General features: G+C 33.8%; 15 protein-coding genes. 6 read left to right on the top strand and 9 right to left on the bottom strand.

The window, feature by feature from the left end:
• Window positions 1–103 precede the first annotated feature (103 nt).
• The 3 genes from R6X41_RS13865 to R6X41_RS13855 are packed head-to-tail and all read left to right on the top strand — an operon-like array spanning window position 104 to window position 7,302.
• Window positions 104–1,273: a Pycsar system effector family protein gene (locus tag R6X41_RS13865; protein ID WP_318500940.1), complete on the top strand. Its 1,170-nt coding sequence runs from the start codon at window positions 104–106 to the stop codon at window positions 1,271–1,273.
• Window positions 1,274–1,282: 9 nt separating this feature from the next.
• Window positions 1,283–3,628 carry a hypothetical protein gene (locus tag R6X41_RS13860; protein WP_318500939.1) on the top strand — a complete coding sequence of 782 codons (2,346 nt, stop codon included), beginning with the start codon at window positions 1,283–1,285 and terminating at the stop codon, window positions 3,626–3,628.
• Between the two features lie 17 nt (window positions 3,629–3,645).
• Window positions 3,646–7,302 carry a metallophosphoesterase gene (locus tag R6X41_RS13855; protein ID WP_318500938.1) on the top strand — a complete coding sequence of 1,219 codons (3,657 nt, stop codon included), beginning with the start codon at window positions 3,646–3,648 and terminating at the stop codon, window positions 7,300–7,302.
• Window positions 7,303–7,546: 244 nt separating this feature from the next.
• Here R6X41_RS13855 and R6X41_RS13850 read toward each other — a convergent pair whose 3' ends face one another.
• Both R6X41_RS13850 and R6X41_RS13845 read right to left on the bottom strand, forming a co-directional pair.
• Entirely contained in the window at window positions 7,547–8,041 is a 495-nt protein-coding gene (locus R6X41_RS13850) for a DUF6265 family protein (RefSeq protein ID WP_318500937.1), read from the bottom strand.
• A gap of 19 nt (window positions 8,042–8,060) precedes the next feature.
• Complete coding sequence (locus tag R6X41_RS13845) at window positions 8,061–10,349, bottom strand: heparinase II/III family protein (RefSeq protein ID WP_318500936.1); 2,289 nt, start codon at window positions 10,347–10,349, stop codon at window positions 8,061–8,063.
• A 314-nt stretch (window positions 10,350–10,663) separates the two neighbouring features.
• On the opposite strand from R6X41_RS13845, the gene R6X41_RS13840 reads away from it, so the two are divergent.
• Entirely contained in the window at window positions 10,664–10,984 is a 321-nt protein-coding gene (locus R6X41_RS13840) for a 2Fe-2S iron-sulfur cluster-binding protein (protein WP_318500935.1), read from the top strand.
• 38 nt (window positions 10,985–11,022) lie between these two features.
• Window positions 11,023–11,970 carry a tRNA dihydrouridine synthase gene (locus tag R6X41_RS13835; RefSeq protein ID WP_318500934.1) on the top strand — a complete coding sequence of 316 codons (948 nt, stop codon included), beginning with the start codon at window positions 11,023–11,025 and terminating at the stop codon, window positions 11,968–11,970.
• An 85-nt stretch (window positions 11,971–12,055) separates the two neighbouring features.
• Here R6X41_RS13835 and R6X41_RS13830 read toward each other — a convergent pair whose 3' ends face one another.
• From R6X41_RS13830 to tpx, 7 genes are all read right to left on the bottom strand, one after another.
• Window positions 12,056–12,850 carry a gluconate 5-dehydrogenase gene (locus tag R6X41_RS13830; protein ID WP_318500933.1) on the bottom strand — a complete coding sequence of 265 codons (795 nt, stop codon included), beginning with the start codon at window positions 12,848–12,850 and terminating at the stop codon, window positions 12,056–12,058.
• A gap of 315 nt (window positions 12,851–13,165) precedes the next feature.
• The gene (ribB, locus tag R6X41_RS13825) at window positions 13,166–14,323 is read right to left on the bottom strand and encodes a 3,4-dihydroxy-2-butanone-4-phosphate synthase (RefSeq protein ID WP_412176269.1); all 1,158 of its coding nucleotides are present in this window, start codon (window positions 14,321–14,323) and stop codon (window positions 13,166–13,168) included.
• 18 nt (window positions 14,324–14,341) lie between these two features.
• Complete coding sequence (locus R6X41_RS13820; RefSeq protein ID WP_318500932.1) at window positions 14,342–16,327, bottom strand: LptF/LptG family permease; 1,986 nt, start codon at window positions 16,325–16,327, stop codon at window positions 14,342–14,344.
• A gap of 7 nt (window positions 16,328–16,334) precedes the next feature.
• Window positions 16,335–16,976, bottom strand: a complete 642-nt coding sequence (gene lolA1 / locus R6X41_RS13815; RefSeq protein ID WP_318500931.1) for an outer membrane lipoprotein periplasmic chaperone LolA1 — start codon at window positions 16,974–16,976, stop codon at window positions 16,335–16,337.
• A 1-nt stretch (window position 16,977) separates the two neighbouring features.
• A complete protein-coding gene (locus tag R6X41_RS13810) occupies window positions 16,978–19,440 on the bottom strand; it encodes a DNA translocase FtsK (RefSeq protein WP_318500930.1) in 2,463 nt (820 codons plus the stop codon).
• A 65-nt stretch (window positions 19,441–19,505) separates the two neighbouring features.
• On the bottom strand, window positions 19,506–19,874 hold the full coding sequence (locus R6X41_RS13805) for a diacylglycerol kinase family protein (protein WP_318500929.1): 369 nt from the start codon (window positions 19,872–19,874) through the stop codon (window positions 19,506–19,508).
• The gene (tpx, locus tag R6X41_RS13800; RefSeq protein ID WP_318500928.1) at window positions 19,867–20,373 is read right to left on the bottom strand and encodes a thiol peroxidase; all 507 of its coding nucleotides are present in this window, start codon (window positions 20,371–20,373) and stop codon (window positions 19,867–19,869) included. The genes R6X41_RS13805 and tpx overlap by 8 nt, the downstream gene beginning before the upstream one ends.
• 230 nt (window positions 20,374–20,603) lie before the next feature.
• Between tpx and R6X41_RS13795 the strand changes: the two genes are divergently transcribed.
• Window positions 20,604–21,182 carry a fasciclin domain-containing protein gene (locus R6X41_RS13795; protein WP_318500927.1) on the top strand — a complete coding sequence of 193 codons (579 nt, stop codon included), beginning with the start codon at window positions 20,604–20,606 and terminating at the stop codon, window positions 21,180–21,182.
• The last annotated feature ends 62 nt before the right edge of the window (window positions 21,183–21,244 follow it).

Below are 21,244 nucleotides of genomic sequence, written 5' to 3'. Positions count from 1 at the left end.
GTTACTAAGACGTCTAAAACAGTCATTATTTCTAGATTTTAAGTTGTACATTATTCTAATTGATATTCAATTTCGGTTATTTTAGAATTATTATCTTTATTCCATGATAGAAACACTCTTACAACAAGCAGAATTTTTTGTTTGTAATTTATTTGAAACACAACTTTCTCCTAAGAATTATTACCATAATATAGAACATACACGAAATGTTCTAAATATGGTAACGCGACTTGCTGAAATGGAAAATTGCAGTGAGCAAGAGACTTTATTGCTACAATTAGCCGCTTGGTTTCACGATACGGGATATGTTAAAATAGATGCAGGACACGAAGAAGAAAGTGTTAAAATAGCACATCAATTTATGGTGAATTCGGGTTTTTCTCAAGCAGATTTATCTACAGTAGAAACACTTATTTTAGCTACAAAAATGGATGTGATTCCAGATTCTCAGCTTGAAAAAATAATGAAAGATGCCGATTGTGCGCATGTGGCTTCAGACGATTTTTTTGAAATTTCAGAAAAATTAAGACTAGAATTAAAATACAAAAACGAACAAGATATTCCAGAATTAGACTGGCTTATAAAAAATAAGTCTTTCATTTCTAATCATATATTCTATACCAAATTTGCTCAGGTAAAACTGCAGCCAAAAAAGGAAATGAATGCTTTCGAGCTTCAACAAAAAATTAATAAGATTGAAAAGAAGCTAGCTAATAAATTAATTGCAAAAAAAACGGGTAGAGGTGTAGAAACCATGTTTAGAGTTACACTTAAAAATCACATGGAATTAAGCGCTATTGCAGATACTAAAGCCAATATCTTATTGTCTGTAAATGCCATAATTATCTCGGTTGCACTGTCTAATTTGGTGCCTAAACTGGATAATGCTTCTAATGCGTTTTTGGTTTACCCAACCTTAATACTTCTCATTTTTAGTGTTACATCTATAGTGTTGTCTGTGATATCTACACGTCCAAATGTCTCAAATGTAAATGTGACTAGAGAAATGATAAAAACAAATCGGACTAATATTTTATTCTTCGGGAATTTTTATAAAATGAATTTGAAAGATTTTGAATGGGGTATCGACTATTTAATGGAAAATGAAGATACCTTATACAATTCGTTAACCAAAGATTTATATTTTTTAGGTTTGGTTTTAGAGCGTAAATATAGACTTTTAAGAGTAACGTATACCGTGTTTATGATAGGCATTGTAATATCGGCTTTATCATTTATTTTAAGCTATCATTTTTTTGTAAACGTTACCTAAAAAACTAATATGGAACAGTTAGTAGCAGGACCCTTTCAACCTATAATATCTTTTAGGTTTCTAAAATTGAAATTTGAAGAACTCACAATTTCAGGAAATCCTATGGGACAACTCCTAGCAAAACAGGTGCTGTCCATTTTAGAACGTAATCCGGAATTGGTTTCAGGAATTCGCTCTGTCGAAATATTTAATACTTATAAAAAGGAAGTAGATGAAGTCATGGCTTATTTGTTCCCATCCGTCTTGGGAGAAAACGAAATTAAGGCAGCGCTTTACCCATATTCTAATCAATATTTTTATTTAACCAATCGTTTTAAAACCATCATAAAAGATACGACTTCCAATGTAGATGAGGTGTTACGTAAGCTCTATAAAGATAATGAAGACTCTTTAGATTTAAATCCGTATGCCATAATTTTAAATACATATTATGGTTTTAATGTAGATTTCGAAAGACCAAAACAGATTAAGTTGGTCGATGGTTTAGGAAAAATTAGAACTTACAGAATTACGTTTAATGCCGATTTTTTAAACATTTATCCTAATGATAATGCTGTAGAAATTACGCCAGAAATACTGGACGAACTTCTAGAACATGCACAAGATAAAGAAGTTTGGAAACGGTATTTTCCGGATAATTCATGGACTGTAGAAGGTTTTGGTGTTTTAAGCATGATTGATACAACTTTAGACGAAAAGATAGATCAATTTAAAACGCATCTTATTCAGGCAAATGCCAAAAACTCTAAAATGATTTTAGAAGATGTGCGTAAAATATTCAATATAGACGATCTAGAAGTTGGAAATTATATTGTCGATGGCGATGCCTTAATACGTCCTTTTGGGGATGATGTAAAAGCTTTAACATTGCATCATGGAAATTCTATTTCATGTAAATCGTATGCTTGTAAACATGTTTATAATAGGTTGTTTCAAAAACATCTACCTGTTGTTTTATCTAATGTTCCTAATTATAGTAAGCAATCTAATGGTGATGTTTTAAGCGAAATGTTATTAGAAAAAGGGTTTAAAAGTGCGATTTTGTTACCTATAATTATCGATGGTAAACTTCAATTTATTGTAGAATTGGCGGCTTATAAAATCAACCAATTAAACGATATTAATAAGGTGAAGTTAGACACAATTATGCCTTTTATTTTAAGTCATTCAAAACGGTCAATTTCTGAATACGATAACGAAATAAGTGCTGTCATTCAAAATCAATGTACTTCTATTCATCCTGCTGTAGAATGGCGTTTCGTTGAAGAAGCACATCGATTTATTCAGGATCGAAACTCAGGAAATTCGGCTTCTTTTAAAGAAATTACTTTTGAAGACGTTTTGCCTCTTTATGGACAAATAGACATTGTAGGATCTTCTGTTGCTCGAAATCACGCGATTCAGGAGGATTTAAATATGGCGCTTAAACAAATAAAAAGCATCCTGCAACAATTGCTAGTCGAAAGAAATATGCCGTTCTACGAACAACTTATTTATAAAATAGACAAACAGATTTACGAGCTTGATGCCGATTTTAATAATAATACAGAACAAGAAATTCATTTGTTTTTCGAAAAGGATATTTATCCTTTGTTTCAGCATTTAAAGACTTCAGGAACTAAAAATAATGCTATACATGAGTTTTTAAATTTTATTGGTGAAGAAAAACAATCCTTTTATGTAGCAAGAAAGCAGTACGACCAAACGATAAATGTCATCAATAAAAACCTGTCTAGTTTTTTGGATAAACAGCAAGTTAAAGCACAAGCCATTTTTCCTCATTATTTCGAAAAATTTAAAACAGATGGTATCGAACACAATATATATGTTGGGAATTCTATTGCGCAATATGGCAATTATCACGAATCGGTAATTTATAATTTAAGGTTATGGCAACTGCAAGTGATGTGCGAAATGGAATCTTTGTATTATAAAAGTCAGGAATCATTTCCTGTAAAGTTGGATGTGGCTTCGCTTATATTGGTTTACGATGTGCCGTTAACGATTCGTTATCGCATAGACGAAAAACAATTCGATGTAGATGGTGCTTATAATGTGCGATACGAAATGATTAAAAAACGTATTGATAAGGCACTTATTAAAGGCACAACCGAGCGTATTACACAGCCTCATAAATTATGTGTAGTCTTTTCTACAAATGTTATTGAGCGTGAATATTTAAGTTATTTTGAATTTCTTCAATCTAAAAATTACATCGGAGGTAATATTGAAATAGTCGAAGTTGAAGAGCTTCAGGGTGCAAGTGGTATTAAAGCCATTCGTGCAGATATTAACCCAAATCTAACGCATACTGAAACCGTGTTTTCTATTGCAGATTTACAAGCATCACTTTAAAAAGGAACCTCTCGCTTATGAATAAATTTCTACTTTATTTTATCTTTATTGCCTTAACTAGTTGTGCAACTTATCAGTCTAGTAGCACCCTAAAAACATCAGAACCATTACAAGATATAAATACTGAAACTATTAACCTTTTCCTAGTCGGAGATGCTGGTAAACCTGAAAACGACCATGCTCCAAAAGCACTTTTAGAAATACAAAAACAGTTTGCATTGGCAGATAAAGAAGATTTTTTGTTTTTTTTAGGTGATAATATTTACCCAAAAGGATTTCCTGACAAAGGCGAAAAAGGACATAAAGCAGCTAAAAAAGCGATGGAATTGCAGTTAGAAGTTGCAGAAAATTTTCCTGGTTCTGTGTATGTAATTCCAGGAAATCACGATTGGTACAGCGGATTAAAAGGATTGAAACGGCAAGAGAAATTAGTAGAAGATGCCTTAGGTAAAAATACGTTTAAACCCGAAAACGGTTGTGGGATTGAGCGGATTAATATTAACGACGATGTCGTTTTAATACTGGTAGATTCGCAATGGTATATAACCAATTGGAACAATTACCCGACCATAAACGACGATTGTGAGATTAAAACTAGGGATCAGTTTTTAGAAGAATTTAGAAGCGAAATTAAAAAAGCCAGAGGGAAAACAACTATAGTCGCGATTCATCATCCCATGTTTAGTAATGGCCCGCACAATGGGCAATACACCTTTGGTGATTATATGAAACCGTTGCCTGTTCTTGGCAATGTGAAAAATATTTTAAGAACAACAAGCGGAATTTCTAATGCCGATATGTCCAATTGGTTTTATAACGATTTACGTAAAAATCTAATCGCAGCAGCACAACAGAACGATAATGTTGTTTTTATTTCTGGTCATGAGCATAGTCTACAATTTATTCAATCAGAGAATTTAACTCAGATTATAAGTGGGTCAGGCTCTAAAACAACAGGAGTAAGGCCACGAAGAGACGATCAATTTGGGTTAGGAGCAAATGGCTATGCGGTATTAAATATTCATAAAAATCAAGATTCAGATGTGCAATTTGTGGCAGCAGAAACGAATACCGTTGTGTTTAAATCTGATATTTATAAGTCGAGTCCTAATACTATAATTAATTACCCAAAGCTGTTTCCAGATTCTATCTCGGCGTCTATATTTACCAAAGATGAAACTACAAAATCTCCGTTTTATAAATTCCTGTGGGGAGAACGTTTTCGCGATTATTATAGTATACCAGTCGCTGCTAAAATAGTAAACTTAGATACACTTAAAGGCGGATTAACACCTGTGCGAAAAGGAGGAGGAACACAATCGCGGTCGCTACGATTAGAAGATCAAAATGGTACGCAATACGTTATGCGTGCACTCAAGAAAAGCGCAACACAATACATTCAGGCGGCCATGTTTCGTGATCAATATGTAGAGGGACAGTTTACCGATACCGCTACAGAAGCGCTCGTTGCCGATGTGTTTACAGGCGCACATCCGTACGTTTCTTTAACCATTAGCACCTTGTCTGATGCTATTGGTGTGTATCATTTAAATCCTGAATTGTATTACTTACCAAAGCAAAATGCATTGCTGGAATTTAATAATGAATTTGGAAATGAACTTTATTTTTTCGAAGAACATACCTCTGAAGGACATCCAAATTTAGCCGATGGTTATTTTACAGGAGATATTATAAGTACCATGGATTTGTTTGAGGAACTTCACAAAGATGAGGATATAAGTATAGATCAGGACAATTATATAAAAGCCCGATTATTTGATATGCTTATTGGCGATTGGGATCGGCATCAAGATCAATGGCGCTGGTTAGAGTTTAAAGAAAATGGTAAAACCATTTATAAAGCATTACCAAGAGACCGAGATCAAGCGTTTTCTAATATGTCTGAAGGTTTAATGTTAGGTGCAGCTGTGACTTTAATTCCTACCGCTCGCGTGCTTAGAAAATATGAAGGCGATTTAAAAGACGTGAAAGGTGTTAATGCCGAACCTTATCCTTTAGATGTGGCATTTCTTACCGATATAGATAAATCGGTTTGGGACGCTCAAGTTGCCTATATCCAAGAGCATATTACAGATGAGGTTATCGCCGAAGCCTTTTCTAAATTACCAAAAGAAGTTCAAGACCAATCGGTTTCAGAATTTATAAAACTCATAAAAGAACGTCGTGCCAATCTTCAAATTATTGCCGATCGTTATTATAAACTGGTGAGTAAATTCGCCATAGTGACAGGAACCAATAAAGACGATTATATATTGGTAAATGGACTAGATGATGGTAAAGTTGAAGTGTCTGTATTTAGAAAAAAAGATGATACAATTAAAGATCGATTTCATCATAAAATATATAATCCTAAAGAAACTAAGGAGATTTGGATTTATGGTTTAGATGATGATGATACATTTGTTGTTAAAGATAAAAGTAAGCGCATTAAAATCCGATTAATTGGTGGGCAAAACAACGACGACTACAGTGTCGAAAACGGAAAGAACATTGTTATTTACGATTATAAATCGAAAAAAAATGATATGCTAAATGCAAAATCTGCTAAAATAAAATTAACAGACGATTACGATACGCAAGTTTATAATTACAAGAAATTCAAGAATAACACCAATCAATTGGTACCGATTTTGGGTGCAAATCCTGATGACGGATTTAAATTAGGGGTTTCAGATGTGTATACAACTTATGGTTTCGAACGTAATCCATTTACCAGTCAGCATACTTTTAAAGCGGCATACTATTTTGCAACAAAAGGTTACGAAGTTTTATATACTGGTGAATTTGCTTATGTCGTTGGACAGTTAAATCTGAAGGTTAAAGCCGACTTCCAGAGTCCAAATTATACCCTTAATTTTTTCGGATATGGAAATGAAACCGTTAATGATGATGCCGAGTTTGGGATGAACTACAACCGCGTTAAAGTGAGAAGTTTTGGTGTAAAACCGACTTTAGTTTGGAACTCTCAGCGTGGAAGTGAAATTGAATTTGGTTTGCAATATGAGACCACCGAAGTCCATAATGCAGCAGATAGATATGTTGAAGATAATGGAGAAACCTTGCCGTCTTATGTGTTTGATGAAGTACAATTTGGAGGATTGCATGCGGCTTATCATTTTACGAACTACGATAATAAAGCATATCCGACAATGGGACTTTTATTCGATTTAGAAACAGGGTATAGTCAAAATTTAGATGTTAACGGACGCGGTTATGGCTATGTAATTCCTAAGTTAGGTTTGGCACATAAACTAGACTACGCTGGGCGTTTGGTTCTAGCATCAACTTTAAAAGCGCATCTTAATATTGGTAATGATTACGAATTTTACCAAGCAGCCGCAATAGGAGGTGAGGATGGTTTACGTGGTTTCAGAAATCAGCGTTTTACAGGTAAGCGATCCTTTTATCAGAATACAGATCTTCGTTATAGTTTAACCAATTTAAAAACACCTTTACTGCCTATTAAAATAGGGATGTATGGGAGTTTCGATTATGGTCGTGTGTGGTTATCTCAGAGCACTTCAAACAAATGGCATAACTCTTATGGTGGTGGACTCTTTGTTAATGGGGCAGAATTAATGACTGCCAATTTGGGAGTATTTAATTCGGTGGATGGTGTTCGAGTGGCCTTTGGTTTAGGGTTTGGATTTTAAATGAAAAGAGAAATGAACATCCGTATTAACTCATAATGTTGTTATTGTAAGTTTGAGCGGAGTCGAAAATTATTAAATACGATCTTCGAGGCCGCTCGATTTTATACTTAGTTAATTAAAACACTATAACTAAACACCTAGCAGATATTCAAAAGAGCATAATTAGATTTCTAAAATTATCCTCTTTTTTTAAATTTCAGGGTTGAAAATGTATATGTCTAAATCAAATTAATGTCTGCAAAGATTACTCTTTGGTTTTTTCAAATTCAAATGAAATTTCCATGTCTCCACCAGAAACCATAGCATGTAATGTCGTTCCGTTAATCCAATATTTTATCGTGTTAGGAAATTCAATTTCGGTGTTTTCACAAGTAAAAGAATCTGTATTATGCTTAATACCTTCAAATATGGTCCAAGAATCCTCTTCAGGCGTTTTTACATTTAAGTCCCAAGCTTCGTTCACTTTTATTAACTGAATCAGTTCTTGACTAATAGTATCTCCATTTTGCTTAGTAAATCCTATTCCGGAATATTCGGTGTCATTAATCTTTTTCCAATTTTCGAAAGTAGCTTTGCCTAGTTCTTCATCTAATCGTTTCCAGTTTCCTAATAACCAATCAAAATCTTCAGACTGTTGTTCCGAAACGGTATGAGACGGTTCCGTTGTCTGTTGCTTTTTTTTCCCTTGATTGCAACTGCAAAGGAATAATGCGAAACAAATTATCATCAGGTTTTTCATAGTCGTACATTTAATAACACTAATTTAGATTAAAAATATGCGTTTCTCCGGGTTTTAAACTGATTTTAAGATTACTATTCTTATTTAAAGTGACCGTTATGTCTTGGTCGCCCAACGCACTAACGCGAAATTTACCGTCTTTTTCAGATAGATATAAATCGGTTTCTACAGAGGTATCTAAGGTGACACCTTTTAAACTCATCTCCTTAATCCCAAAAGCAAAACAAGCCCCGTTAACGGCAAGTACTGTGGTGTCGTCTCCATGTGCTCCCCATGGAAAAGTAATTACTTTCCAATTTTTTAATACTATGTCTTCTAGAGTCTGGTCAATACCATTATTGTAGCCTTTATACGGCAAAATAACCGTTAAGAAGTCAAAATTTTGTTGATTTTCCTTTGTAATTACCGTCCAGTTTTTTCCGTTAGCTCCAGAAATTTCAGCGGTATCTGTGGCATTAAGCTGAAAAATATCGCTACCAACCGCATCCGGGAAGGAAGCACGAATAAGGTCTGAACTCAATTCGGAAGTGTAATGGCCTTGCCAAACCTGTTTGTAATCGTGAGTCTTATCAGATTTAAAATTATCTTTTACAATCCAAAATTTATCTTTTACATAAATCACCTGGCGCGAATAGTTTACGCCTATATTTTCAAAACCATCATGTGTTCCTACAAAAAGATCGTATTCAGTATTTGTATTCCAAGCAATGGTTTTAGGCGTTGGTAAATTCTTAAACTTTCCAAAACCACTTCCCCCTTTGTTCGATGTCCATGCTTTACCTTGTAATTCATTATCTACCAATGCGACGTTTTTCACCATCGAATTTTTAAACACATCTAAATCTTCAAGCGAATATCTAACCTGATAATTCGGAAGTATAATATGTCCGTTAGCCATCGCCTGAATTCCTAAAACATCGCCATGCTGGTGGTCTGGCTTGTCGGCATCTACACCATTACTTATAATCATCATATCATCATCTGCATCCCAACCTTGTCTCATAATATAATACTCGGTGTCTTCAAAGGCTAGCGAGCCATATTCAGGACGTTTCTTTTCGATATGATTTAATTGTTCTACTTGTGCATTACTCAAAAACCAATACATGCTGGCATCCACTTTATTGGTCGCGAAATATCCAAAACTAGGATCGTTGTATAGTAAGTACCCGAGTGTTAACGCTCCAGAAATATCATTACTTTCTGCCCAAGGTTTACGCGTGTCGTCTTGAAGAACCGGAGCACTTTTGTCTGGATACGCAATTTTTGGTAAAGTGGTAAACAGCGATTTTAGTTTGTCTTCCCAGGCTTGATCCACTTCTATATCATTGATTTTTATTAATTGGTAGGTATATAAATAGTTGTTAATATCGTCCATATGGTAGTGCACAGAACGTTCAAATTGAAAGCCATCTGCGTTAATTTCTTTATCCAAATGCTCACTTAATCGTAACATCGCTCTGTCGTACCAATTATCGGTGCCTTCAAAATCATGTAATAAAATAGATATTGCTGCCAAAGCCGACATCCCTTTTGTTTGATGATTTCCGGGACTAAATTTGCTGTTGTTTTTATAAAGATGTGCTCCTGTCTGCAGCAGTGTGGCTATGGTTTGTAACTGATCTGCATCGGTATAGGCCTTGTCGCTTAAAAACATATTGTGTATCCATAACCAATTGGTAACACGATACCCCGCACGGTATACTTCGTAAACCCCATTTCCGTCTTCAATAGTTTCAAAATTTTCAGATTCAAGCGCAAAGTTTAGTGAACGCATCTGTTCCACAAAATACCTAATATATTTAGGGTCTTTACCATCGTTAAAGTATAACATGGCAATATCTACCATTTTATGCTGTCTCGCCAAATGTCTCAATGCATAGGCGTCTACAGGGCCTCCTTTTAGGTAGTTAAATGGCAGTTCCCAATCGGTAAAATCGGGGAATTTATTAAGATGGTCTAGTGCTCTTTCTTTATGACTTGAAGCATTATTGTAAGTGTCGTTGTAAATTTTTAAACGCTCTGGAAATGTTTTGTAATCGTAATAAAAGCGTTTAGAAAACTGTTCTCTAAAATATGCTGCGAGTCTAGCTTCTGTTATTTTTCCGTCAACTTCTAATTGCTCACGGACTTCAGGTTTAAGATAATTAGGAAGCTCTGTGACGGTTAAAACTTTCTGACTAGGAATCTCTTGTGCCCAAAGGGTTGTTGAAAATACAGTTAAAAATAGGATGCTAAAACTGAATTTATAGAGGTGGTTTATGTTGAAAAAATGTGAAGAGGTTGAGGTGCTAGAGCGTTCAATCATGTATTTATGTTTACTAATGAAGATTAAAAAATAAAAATTTAAAGATAATAAAGTTATGTTGAATTGAAGAAAACTGAGGGCGTGATAATGTTTGTTTTTAGATGAAATTGTGTTGTGATTTAATGTTATGTGTCGAAGATTATAATGTTAGTTTTTCGTCCTCTTAAAAATAGAAAAACACGGGTTTTAATCATTTTATTTGATGGCGATTTAGTATTTTTAAGGTATCAGTATTAGATTTTTTGTTTTGAACGAAAAAGGAAATTTAAGCAACCAAATAGGTGAAACTATTTTTGAATTAATAGAGATTAGACATGTATAAAATTCATTTAGAAGATAGTGATGGCCACTTAAGCACATTTACATTCAGACCGAACGGTGATGAAAATCTAATGACTTTTATTGTTGATAATTTGGCTGAAGATATTGGCGATTGCAAAGGTAGAGCCTGGTGCGGTACGTGTATGGTTAAGCAAATAAATGGAAACTACGACGACACTATTATTCCTGATGAACAGTTGCTATTGGATGCGTTTCCCGATATTCCAAATATACGTTTATCGTGTCAGATTTTTTTAAATCCAAAGTTAGATGGCACAACATGGAAGGTTCTAGATTCAAGGCAATTTATGTAGCGAAGTTTTTCACTACTTTTGCAAAAATATTTTTCTGAATGTCTATCACTCTATTATCATCGCCTTTACAAGGATTTACCGATTTTCGTTTCCGTAATGCATTTCATCAATCGTTTGGTGGCATAGATACATTTTATGCGCCTTATATTAAGATGAATGGTAAAATGGTGATTAAAAATAATTATCAGCGCGATTTAAATCCGGAGCATAATACCGTTCCATATTTGATTCCGCAAGTGATGACAAACGATCCCGATGAGTTTCTGTTCGTGATTAAATACATTGAATCGTTAGGTTATAGAGAACTGAACTGGAATTTAGGCTGTCCATATCCGATGGTAACTAAGCAAGGTATGGGGTCTGGACTAATTTGCAATCCAACAAAAATAGATGACGTGCTTCACAAAGCACATAACGAAAGTGATATTACTATTTCTATGAAAATGCGTTTGGGTTACGATGAACCTGACGAGATTTTAGGTGTGTTTCCTATATTAGAAAAGTACCCGATTAAGAATGTTGCAATTCATGCGCGCCTGGGGAAACAGTTATATAAAGGTGGAACAGATTTAGAAGCTTTTCAAAAATGTGTAGATCAGAGTCCGCATAAATTATACTATAACGGAGATATTACAAGCGTACAAGCGTATAGAGATTTGCAAGAACGTTTTCCAAGTATCGACCATTGGATGATTGGGAGAGGCTTAATTTCAGATCCGTTCTTACCACAAATGATTAAAAATAATACCACGGTATATCCAGAAAATAGATGGCAAGTTTTCAAGGAATTCCACGATACTATTTATCAGCAATACGATGAAGCTTTATCAGGGCCGATGCCTATAAAAATGAAAATGCTTGGATTTTGGGACTATTTTTCTCAGTCTTTTAAAGATCCTAAAAAGGTATATAAAGCCATAAAAAAAAATGGTAGCCCTAGAAATTATAGAGCTACCGTAAATGAGATTTTTGCAAAGCAGAAGTAAGTTATTGATTCTCTATATATCAAAATCAAAAGACTTAGATTATCTTATTCTGTTTTTTAGTGCGAAATGAAGTTTTCAAAGTGATTTAAGCTTCGTTTGCAGGTTTTCCTATAGTGGCTAAAATACCACCATCTACATATACCACATGTCCGTTTACAAAATCACTCGCTTTAGAACTTAAAAAGATAGCTGCTCCGGCTAAATCTTCTGGGTTCCCCCATTTTTCAGCGGGTGTTCTATTTATGATAAATTCGTTAAAAGGATGTCCGTCCACACGAATGGCAGCAGTTTGTGTGGTTGCAAAATAACCAGGTCCTATACCATTAACTTGAATGTTATATTTTGCCCATTCGGTAGCCATATTTTTAGTTAACATTTTTAGACCACCCTTTGCAGCAGCATAAGCTCCTACATTGTTTCTTCCTAATTCGCTCATCATAGAACAGATGTTAATCACTTTTCCTGCTTGGCGTTTAACCATATTTTTAACCACATATTTAGAGACAATAAACGGACTTACTAAATCAATATCTATGACTTGTTTAAAGTCGGCAACTTCCATATCTAAAAGTGGCGTTCTTTTTATAATTCCAGCGTTGTTTATTAAAATGTCTATGGGGCCAACTTCATTTTCTATTTTTGTAACGGCTTCAATAACATCGGCTTCAATCGAGACATTAAATTTATAACCAACAGCAGTAATACCTTCTTTTTTTAATTCGGCAACAGCGTTATCAATCTTGTCTTGCGAAGAATTTCCATTTATAATTATGTTAGCTCCAGCAAGGCCCAATCCTCTTGCCATAGCCATTCCTAAACCGTGTGTGCTTCCTGTAATTAAGGCGTTTTTTCCTTTTATATTAAATAGATCTAAACTCATTTTGGTATCTTGATTTGGTTATTTTGCAATATTCTTGTTGCATTAATCTAATGCTATATCTAACTATTCATCTTTGTAATAGATAAATTATAGCTATTTGTATTCAAAAAAATATTTTTAAAGATATAATAAATGATATTGGAATTAAAATTAAAATTCAAAAATCAATTTAGTGGAGTTTAACTCCTAAAAGCAAACCCTTACTTTAGTATTGTGTAATACAAAACAAAAAGGGTAGTGACATAAAATCACGACCCTAAGTATATTTATTTTTTAAAAAGTATTAGCAGTCTAAAACAAATGAAAATGTTTGTTTTAGTAATTTACGTAATCAATAATTTCTAATCCGTAACCTATAATTCCTACACGCTTTGTGTGTTCACTATTCGAAATTAATCGAAGTTTATGAATACCTATATCGTGTAATATTTGAGCTCCAATTCCAAAATCTTTATTATCCATTGAAATAATCGGAGCTTTAGTTATGCTATTCTCCTTTTGTTCATCTTTTAAAATAGTTAATCTTTTCAAAATATTCATAGCTTTTGGCTCTTGATTAATAAAGAGCACTGCACCACTTTCGGCTTCGTTAATAACCTTAAACATACTGTCTAATTTAGCATCGGCATTATTAGTTAAAGTACCTAAAATGTCGTTGTTTACTAAGGTTGAATTTACTCGAGTTAACACCGGATCATCAGATTTCCAACCTCCTTTTGTTAGTGCTATATGTACTTGATTATTTGTAGTTTGCTTATAAGCTCTTAGACGAAATTTACCAAAGCGCGTTTCGATATCAAAATCCTCTTTCTTTTCAATTAATGAGTCATGCTGCATTCTGTAAGCCACTAAATCTTCAATAGAAACAATCTTCAAATCAAATTTTTTAGCTACCTCTTTTAGTTGAGGTAGTCTAGCCATGGTACCATCTTCGTTCATGATTTCGACAATCATTCCTGCAGGTTCTAATCCTGCCAATCTAGCCAAATCTATTGCTGCTTCTGTATGTCCTGTGCGACGTAAAACACCACCTTCTTTAGCGACAAGTGGGAATATATGTCCTGGTCTAGATAATTCGAACGCTTTGGTCTCAGGATCAACTAAAGCTTGAATAGTACGTGCTCTATCTGCAGCCGAAATTCCTGTAGTAACGCCTTTACCTCTTAAATCTACAGATACTGTAAAAGCAGTTTCCATATGGTCTGTGTTGTTGGTTACCATCATGTGTAAATCGAGTGCTTTACAACGGCTCTCTGTAAGTGGAGCACAAATTAATCCGCGGCCATGAGTCGCCATAAAATTTACCATTTCTGGTGTTGCTTTCGATGCTGCGGCAACAAAGTCGCCTTCGTTTTCACGATCTTCATCATCTACAACTATAATTACTTTACCATTTCTAATATCGTCAATGGCTTCTTTAATACTATGTAGTTTAAAAGAAGAAGGTGTCTTTTCTTTTGTATCTGTCATCATGTTACAAAGATATTGCTTTTAGTTTAAATGTAGTATAGCATCCTGGCTTAAGTCTGCTTTTACTTTGTGCCTTAAGAATACACAAGCGATAGGATAAATAAATAAGCCTAGTATGAAAAGTGGAATGTTAGAGTTTTTATTTTTCTGTTGTAACTGCTTTGTAAGACTTACTAAACTGAATTGTTGTGCGATATAATAAATGATAAAAACCACCAGACAAATAATACTTAATTGTATAGATGTTGCTGCTAATTCTGGCATTTTATTATTTTTTAGAATGAAAAATAGCAGAAGTAAAATAACTCCAGTCAGGTAAGAAATTAAACTGAATTTAGAATATATATTAAATAAGTTAGCAAGGTGTTTCGAGGTTTCGAATTTAGGATCGATATGAATACCTTTCAACCTAATTGCTTCTAAACTTAAATTACGTTCTTCTAATGTATATAAGGCATCGATTTTACCTGATTTATGGTAACTGAAAGCTGTAGGGTCTTTAATAAGTTCAAGCAGTTTATCTTCTTTATAGCGTTTAAAATCGCTAAAATCTCTGCTTAATCCGTCAGGGAATTTGTCCTTGGAATTATCCTTAAAGGGTAATAATTTTTTAAGTGGAATTAAAATATGGTCAAATTCAAATAAGCCTTTATCGGCAGTAGCTCGACGTGTTAAAAACACACCTAGTGGAAACATAATTAATGTTGAAAACCAAGTTGCTAAAATTGGACTGAAAGTACCATCTTTAGCACTGTTTTTTGCGAAGATACCAATAAAGTGATATGTTAAAAACAGCAGAATAGCAATAATCATTGGTAAACCTAAACCTCCTTTTCTAATTAAAGCACCTAACGGAGCCCCAACAAAGAAGAGAATGACACAGGCAAAACCTAACGATAATTTTTCATGTAAAGCAATAACATGTTTGTTTAACCAAGCTGATTTTGCTTTAAACGATTTTTCATTTGTATTAATAATTTGTTCAGTACTCGAAGTGTTGTTAATTGCGAGTTCTATAATTTGAAGTCGTTTGGCGTTATTAAATAGACTTAAAAGGTTACCGTTAAAAATGGTGTCTTTTACAGTCTCACTTCCAGATTCAAGATTCTTAATACTATACCGATTATAAATATTTTTAGAGAACTTTAGATAATCATCTTGACGTTCTAAAGCAAGAGAATCTATAGTGTAATTTAAATCCGAAATATTTAACATGTTGTATTTATCGGTCACATTTTTGTCCTCTAAATCTACGTCGTTTAATTGCGATAAATCCGTGTTAATGGTATAGGTATCGAAAGCACTTTTTGTTGCTGGACGTCGGCGTCTTTCTTTTGCTTTTTTAGGCGGAGTATCGTCGTAATAATAGCCGTCTTTCAAAATTAATTTCAAAATATCAGAATCTTCCTGACCGACAAATTCTCCTTCTTTGGCTACGATTGTGGTGTAGTTTCCTAAACCATTATCAGCTTTTTTATGAATAATAACATCATGTAAAAACTGACCATTATCGCCCGTTTTTTTAGTAACTTTTATATTAATAGTACCAACATCGTTAAACTGTCCTTCGGCGATTACCATGGCCGGTTTTAATTTAGCGATATTTTTCCTGAGGTTGTACGAATTATACTCTCCCCAAGGAATAACATTGTTAGAAAAGAAAAACGTAACAACACCTAAGATTATAATAAAAATACTAAGACCTGCCATAGCACGTTGCAAAGAAATCCCAGTAGATTTCATGGCAGCAAATTCGTAATTCTCAGCAAAATTTCCAAATACCATAATAGATGAAAGTAAAATGGTAAGCGGTAAAACTAAAGGGATTAATTTTGGTGAATAATACAGTAAAAATTTGAGAATAACCGTTACGTCTAAATCTTTACCCGCAAGCTCTTTAATAAAAAGCCAAATGGTTTGTAAGACAAAAATCATCATGAGTATCACAAAGACACTAATAAATGTTTTTAGGTATGTAGTTAGAATATAGCGGTCTAAAATTTTCAAGTAAAGCCTAGTTTAGTTTATTGATATAATAGTTTTTGTATTTGTTTTTATCGAATGAGAATGAGGCTTTAGATAAAATTTGATTAGTTTCAAACGCGGTCACTGTAAGTGTTGTTTGTGTACTGTTTTGCCCAACTTCAATTAAATTATAAATATGTTTAGTTTGAGGGTCTATACCCAAAAGTACATGTTTTATTTCTGAATTTGAATCGATAGGCGTTAATTTTACATACTGGATTTTACGTCCTTTTATGTTTTTTTCTTCTCCCATTTTATAGGTGTAACCTTTTGTGTAGAAGGATAACATTTTACCAGGAGTAATGCTGCTTTCGTCGTTAGGGTCTTCAGAAGAAATAGTAACTTCTTCATCTTCAGGATTGATGCTATATAAAGTCTTACCGTCGAAAATTCTGGTTATTCCCAAAATATTCAATACATATTTATCACCTTCCATAACAACATCTCCACGAGTTTCTTGGTTGATGTTTTCTGCAGTATTTTGAAGTACATATTTAAAATCTAATGAAATATTATCGTAAGATTTTACCTTTTGTGAAACTTGATCTAAAAGTGATTTTGCTTTAGCATCGTTTTGGCTAAAGCCTAAAAGGCTGAAGCATAATGTAAGTGAAAGTAAAAATGTTTTCATTCTAGTTATTCTTTTCATTTTGTAATAATTGTTCTAACGCAACAAAATCGGGAACTAATACTTGTCTGGCTTTGCTACCTTCAAAAGGTCCAACAATTCCGGCTGCTTCTAATTGGTCGATTAATCGTCCAGCACGATTGTATCCTAATTTTAATTTACGTTGTAATAATGATGCAGATCCTTGTTGAGCTGTAACAATAACTTCGGCTGCATCTTTAAATAATTTATCTCTGTCGGAGATATCAATATCAAGATTTGTGCCACCTTCTTCACCAACATATTCCGGAAGTAAATGCGCGTCTGGATATGCCTTTTGTGCACCAATAAAATCGACTACACGTTCCACTTCTGGAGTATCTACAAAAGCACATTGTATACGCACCAATTCGTTCCCTTGAGTGAAAAGCATATCTCCACGACCAATAAGTTGATCTGCTCCAGAACTGTCTAAAATGGTACGTGAATCAATTTTAGATGTTACTCTAAACGCAATTCTGGCAGGGAAGTTGGCTTTAATAATACCCGTAATAACATTCACTGACGGACGCTGAGTTGCGATAATTAAGTGAATACCAATAGCACGGGCTAACTGAGCTAAACGTGCTACAGGAGTTTCAACTTCTTTACCAGCCGTCATAATTAAATCGGCAAACTCATCTACAACCAAAACAATATAAGGTAAATAGGCATGTCCGTCGTTAGGATTTAATTTTCGTGCTTTAAATTTTGTGTTATATTCTACAATGTTACGACATAATGCGTTTTTAAGCATTTCGTAACGATTATCCATCTCTATACACAAAGAATTAAGTGTATTAATTACTTTGGTATTGTCGGTAATAATCGCTTCAGCACTATCTGGTAATTTCGCTAAATAATGACGTTCAATTTTATTGAATAGCGTTAATTCAACCTTCTTTGGATCGACTAATACAAACTTAACTTCGGCAGGATGTTTCTTATATAATAAAGACGTTAATACTGCATTTAATCCAACCGATTTACCTTGACCTGTAGCTCCTGCCATTAGTAAGTGAGGCATTTTCGCCAAGTCTACAACAAACGTTTCATTACTAATAGTTTTTCCGAAAGCGATAGGCAATTCCATTTCTGATTTCTGAAATTTCTGAGAGGCAATTACAGATCGCATAGAAACGATAGTAGAATTTTTATTAGGAACTTCTATACCTATAGTCCCTTTTCCTGGAATAGGCGCGATAATACGGATACCTAATGCAGACAGCGATAATGCGATATCGTCTTCTAAGTTTTTAATTTTAGAAATACGAACTCCTGCTTCTGGTACAATTTCATATAATGTAACTGTTGGACCAATAGTCGCTTTAATACTCGCAATACCAATTTTATAATTGTTTAAGGTTTCTACAATTCTATTTTTGTTGCCTTCAAGTTCTTCTTGGTTAATAGAAATGCCTTCGTTATCGTATTTTTTTAATAAATCCAATGGAGGAAATTGATATTTTGCAAGCTCTAAAGTTGGATCAAACAAGCCAAAATCTGCAACTAATTTATTTGATAAATTATCAGTTTCAGAAAGTTCTTCTTGGATAGTTTCGACTTCAATACTTAATTCTTCATCTTCAATAGTTTCTTCTTTTGGAGCTTCAACCTCAAATGTGCTTTTTGGAATATCTTTGACGGGTTTTGTTACTAAAGGCTCAAATTCAACTACAGGTGTTGGTTCCGGCTTAGGTATTACAGTTTTTGGTTTTACAGGAGCAACTGGTTGTGTTGGTTTTTCTGCAATACTTGCTTGATGCGCAGATTTAATAGCTTCTGCTTCATCACTTAAATTATTATCGAAGGGAACATGTGCTTCTTTATTTGATTTTAATTCATCTGAAATATCCTTTTTAGCCGATTTAAAGAGCGCAATAAAACTGTGAATTGTAATATTAAATCGTGTTGCTAGATATACTATAAGTCCGAAGAATAGAAGTAATGCTACGCCTAAAATACCAATATAATCTTGTAAAAAAGTATTGGTTTCATAACCAACAGTACCACCTAAAATGGCATGTTTTTCTCCAAAAAATCCGAAGAAAATTGAAATCCATACAATAAGGTACATTCCCCAAAACCAAAAACGTCTTAATTTGGCGTGATTTACATCTAAAAATACATGTAATCCAGAGCGAATAAGAAGGCCTGAAAAGATAAAAGCTGCGATTCCAAAACCGCGATATACAAAGATATCACTTAGCATGGCACCTAATTTTTTCACCCAGTTTTCTGCCTCTTCCTCACGTAAATAAAATTCGTTTAAAATGCTTTGATCGGCTTTCCCCGTAAAGAAGTAAGATAAAAAGGAGATTCCTAAAATAACACCAAAAATGATAAGTAAACTACCAAAAATTAGCTTTTGTTGGTTCGTTAATTTCAGACTTGGTTTCTTAAATTTAGGAGTACTCGTTTGTTTAGTTTGGGGTTTCTTTTTAGCCATCAACGCGCGGTTGTTAATTTGAACAAAAATACAAATTACTAACGTTTATCCTAAGGGTATAGTATTTAAAATAGTTTTGGAAGATAAATAATAAAACCAATAATTATTGCAGCTATAGCAGCAATGAAAACAGCCCCGGCAGAGATGTCTTTTATAAACCCGATTTTGGTATGGTGTTCTGGATGAATAAAATCGGCAATAGCTTCAACGGCAGTATTTAAGCCTTCAGCGGTCATAATGATTCCAATGGCTAAAATTTGAAACATCCATTCTGTTGCCGAAATAGTATAGTAAAATCCAGCGAAGGTCATGCATAGTGCAATTACAAACTGGATTTTTATACTTGATTCTGTCTTTAAAAGTAGGATAGCGCCTTTAAACGCATATCCTACACTTTTAATTCTATTAACTAGAAAGGATTCCTTTTTAGGCATTTTGTAGAGCCTCTAAAGCGGCTTTATAATTTGGTTCGTCTACAGTTTCTGAAACTTGTTCTGTATATTTTACGTTTCCTTTTTGGTCTAAAACGACTACACTACGAGAAAGTAATGCCTCTAAAGGTCCAGTTGTGAAATTTAAACCGTAAGCTTTTCCAAAACTACCATCTTTATAATCTGATAAAGAAATAACATTTTCTAATCCTTCTGCACCGCAAAAACGAGCTTGAGCAAATGGTAAATCGTGAGAAATACAAAGTACTTTTGTGTTTTCTAATGCACTAGCTTCTTTGTTAAATTGTCTTACAGATTGTGCACATGTTCCGGTGTCTACACTTGGAAAAATGTTTAAAATAACATTGCTTCCTTCAAAATCTTTTAATGATTTAGAACCTAAATCTGTTGTTGTTAATGTGAAATCTGGAGCTTTTGTTCCTACTTTAGGTAGTTCGCCAGAAGTTTGTATTGCGTTTCCTTTTAAGGTTACTGTTGCCATAATTATGATTTTTTTATTACAAGGTTTAAAAATAAGAATAATTAGATGCTTAAACTATTTGTTTTTTTTGATTTTTTAATTTCTGTTTAAGATTCTGAAAATTAGATAATTATTGCTGTTGTTCAGTTAATGAATTGTTAAAGATTATATTTTTTAAAAACCGACATACTTTAAATTTCGTTAGTAGGATGTGAACACTAAAAATAACAAAAATTAAAAACATCAAAATTATGAAAACATTAAATGTATTAAAATCAGTATTATTTTCTATCGCCATTTTCTCTTCTATTAGTGTCTTTGCTCAAGACAATATGAAGACTGAAAAAACAGTAATGGTAGGTGGTGCCAAAATGTATCCAAGTAAAAATATAGTCGAAAATGCAGTAAACTCTAAAGACCACACCACTTTGGTTGCAGCCGTAACAGCAGCAGAATTAGTAGATGTGTTATCTAGCGAAGGTCCTTTTACCGTATTCGCGCCAACAAATGAAGCATTTGCTAAATTGCCTAAAGGAACTGTTGAAACATTACTAATGCCTGAAAACAAAATGCAACTACAAACCATATTAAAATATCATGTTGTTGCTGGTAAATGGACCGCTACTGATCTTTTAAAGATGATTAAAGATGGAAAAGGAAAAGCAGAAATTACAACCGTAAGTGGAGACGTGATTACGGCTTGGTTAAAAGGGAAAAATATTTATGTAACAGATGAAAATGGAAATTCAGCACAAGTAACGATTGCAGATGTGAACCAATCTAATGGGGTGATTCATGTGATTGACACTGTGTTGTTACCAAAATCTTAATTTTTTAAGAGATTTATTAAGGTTGATTTTAAGAGTCGCTTCATTTTGGAGCGGCTCTTTAA

The sequence above is a fragment of the Formosa sejongensis genome, from assembly GCF_033447105.1.
Taxonomy (GTDB): domain Bacteria; phylum Bacteroidota; class Bacteroidia; order Flavobacteriales; family Flavobacteriaceae; genus Formosa.
The sequence above is the reverse complement of the archived record's forward strand: the minus strand, read 5'-3'. Positions and strand labels throughout refer to the sequence as shown.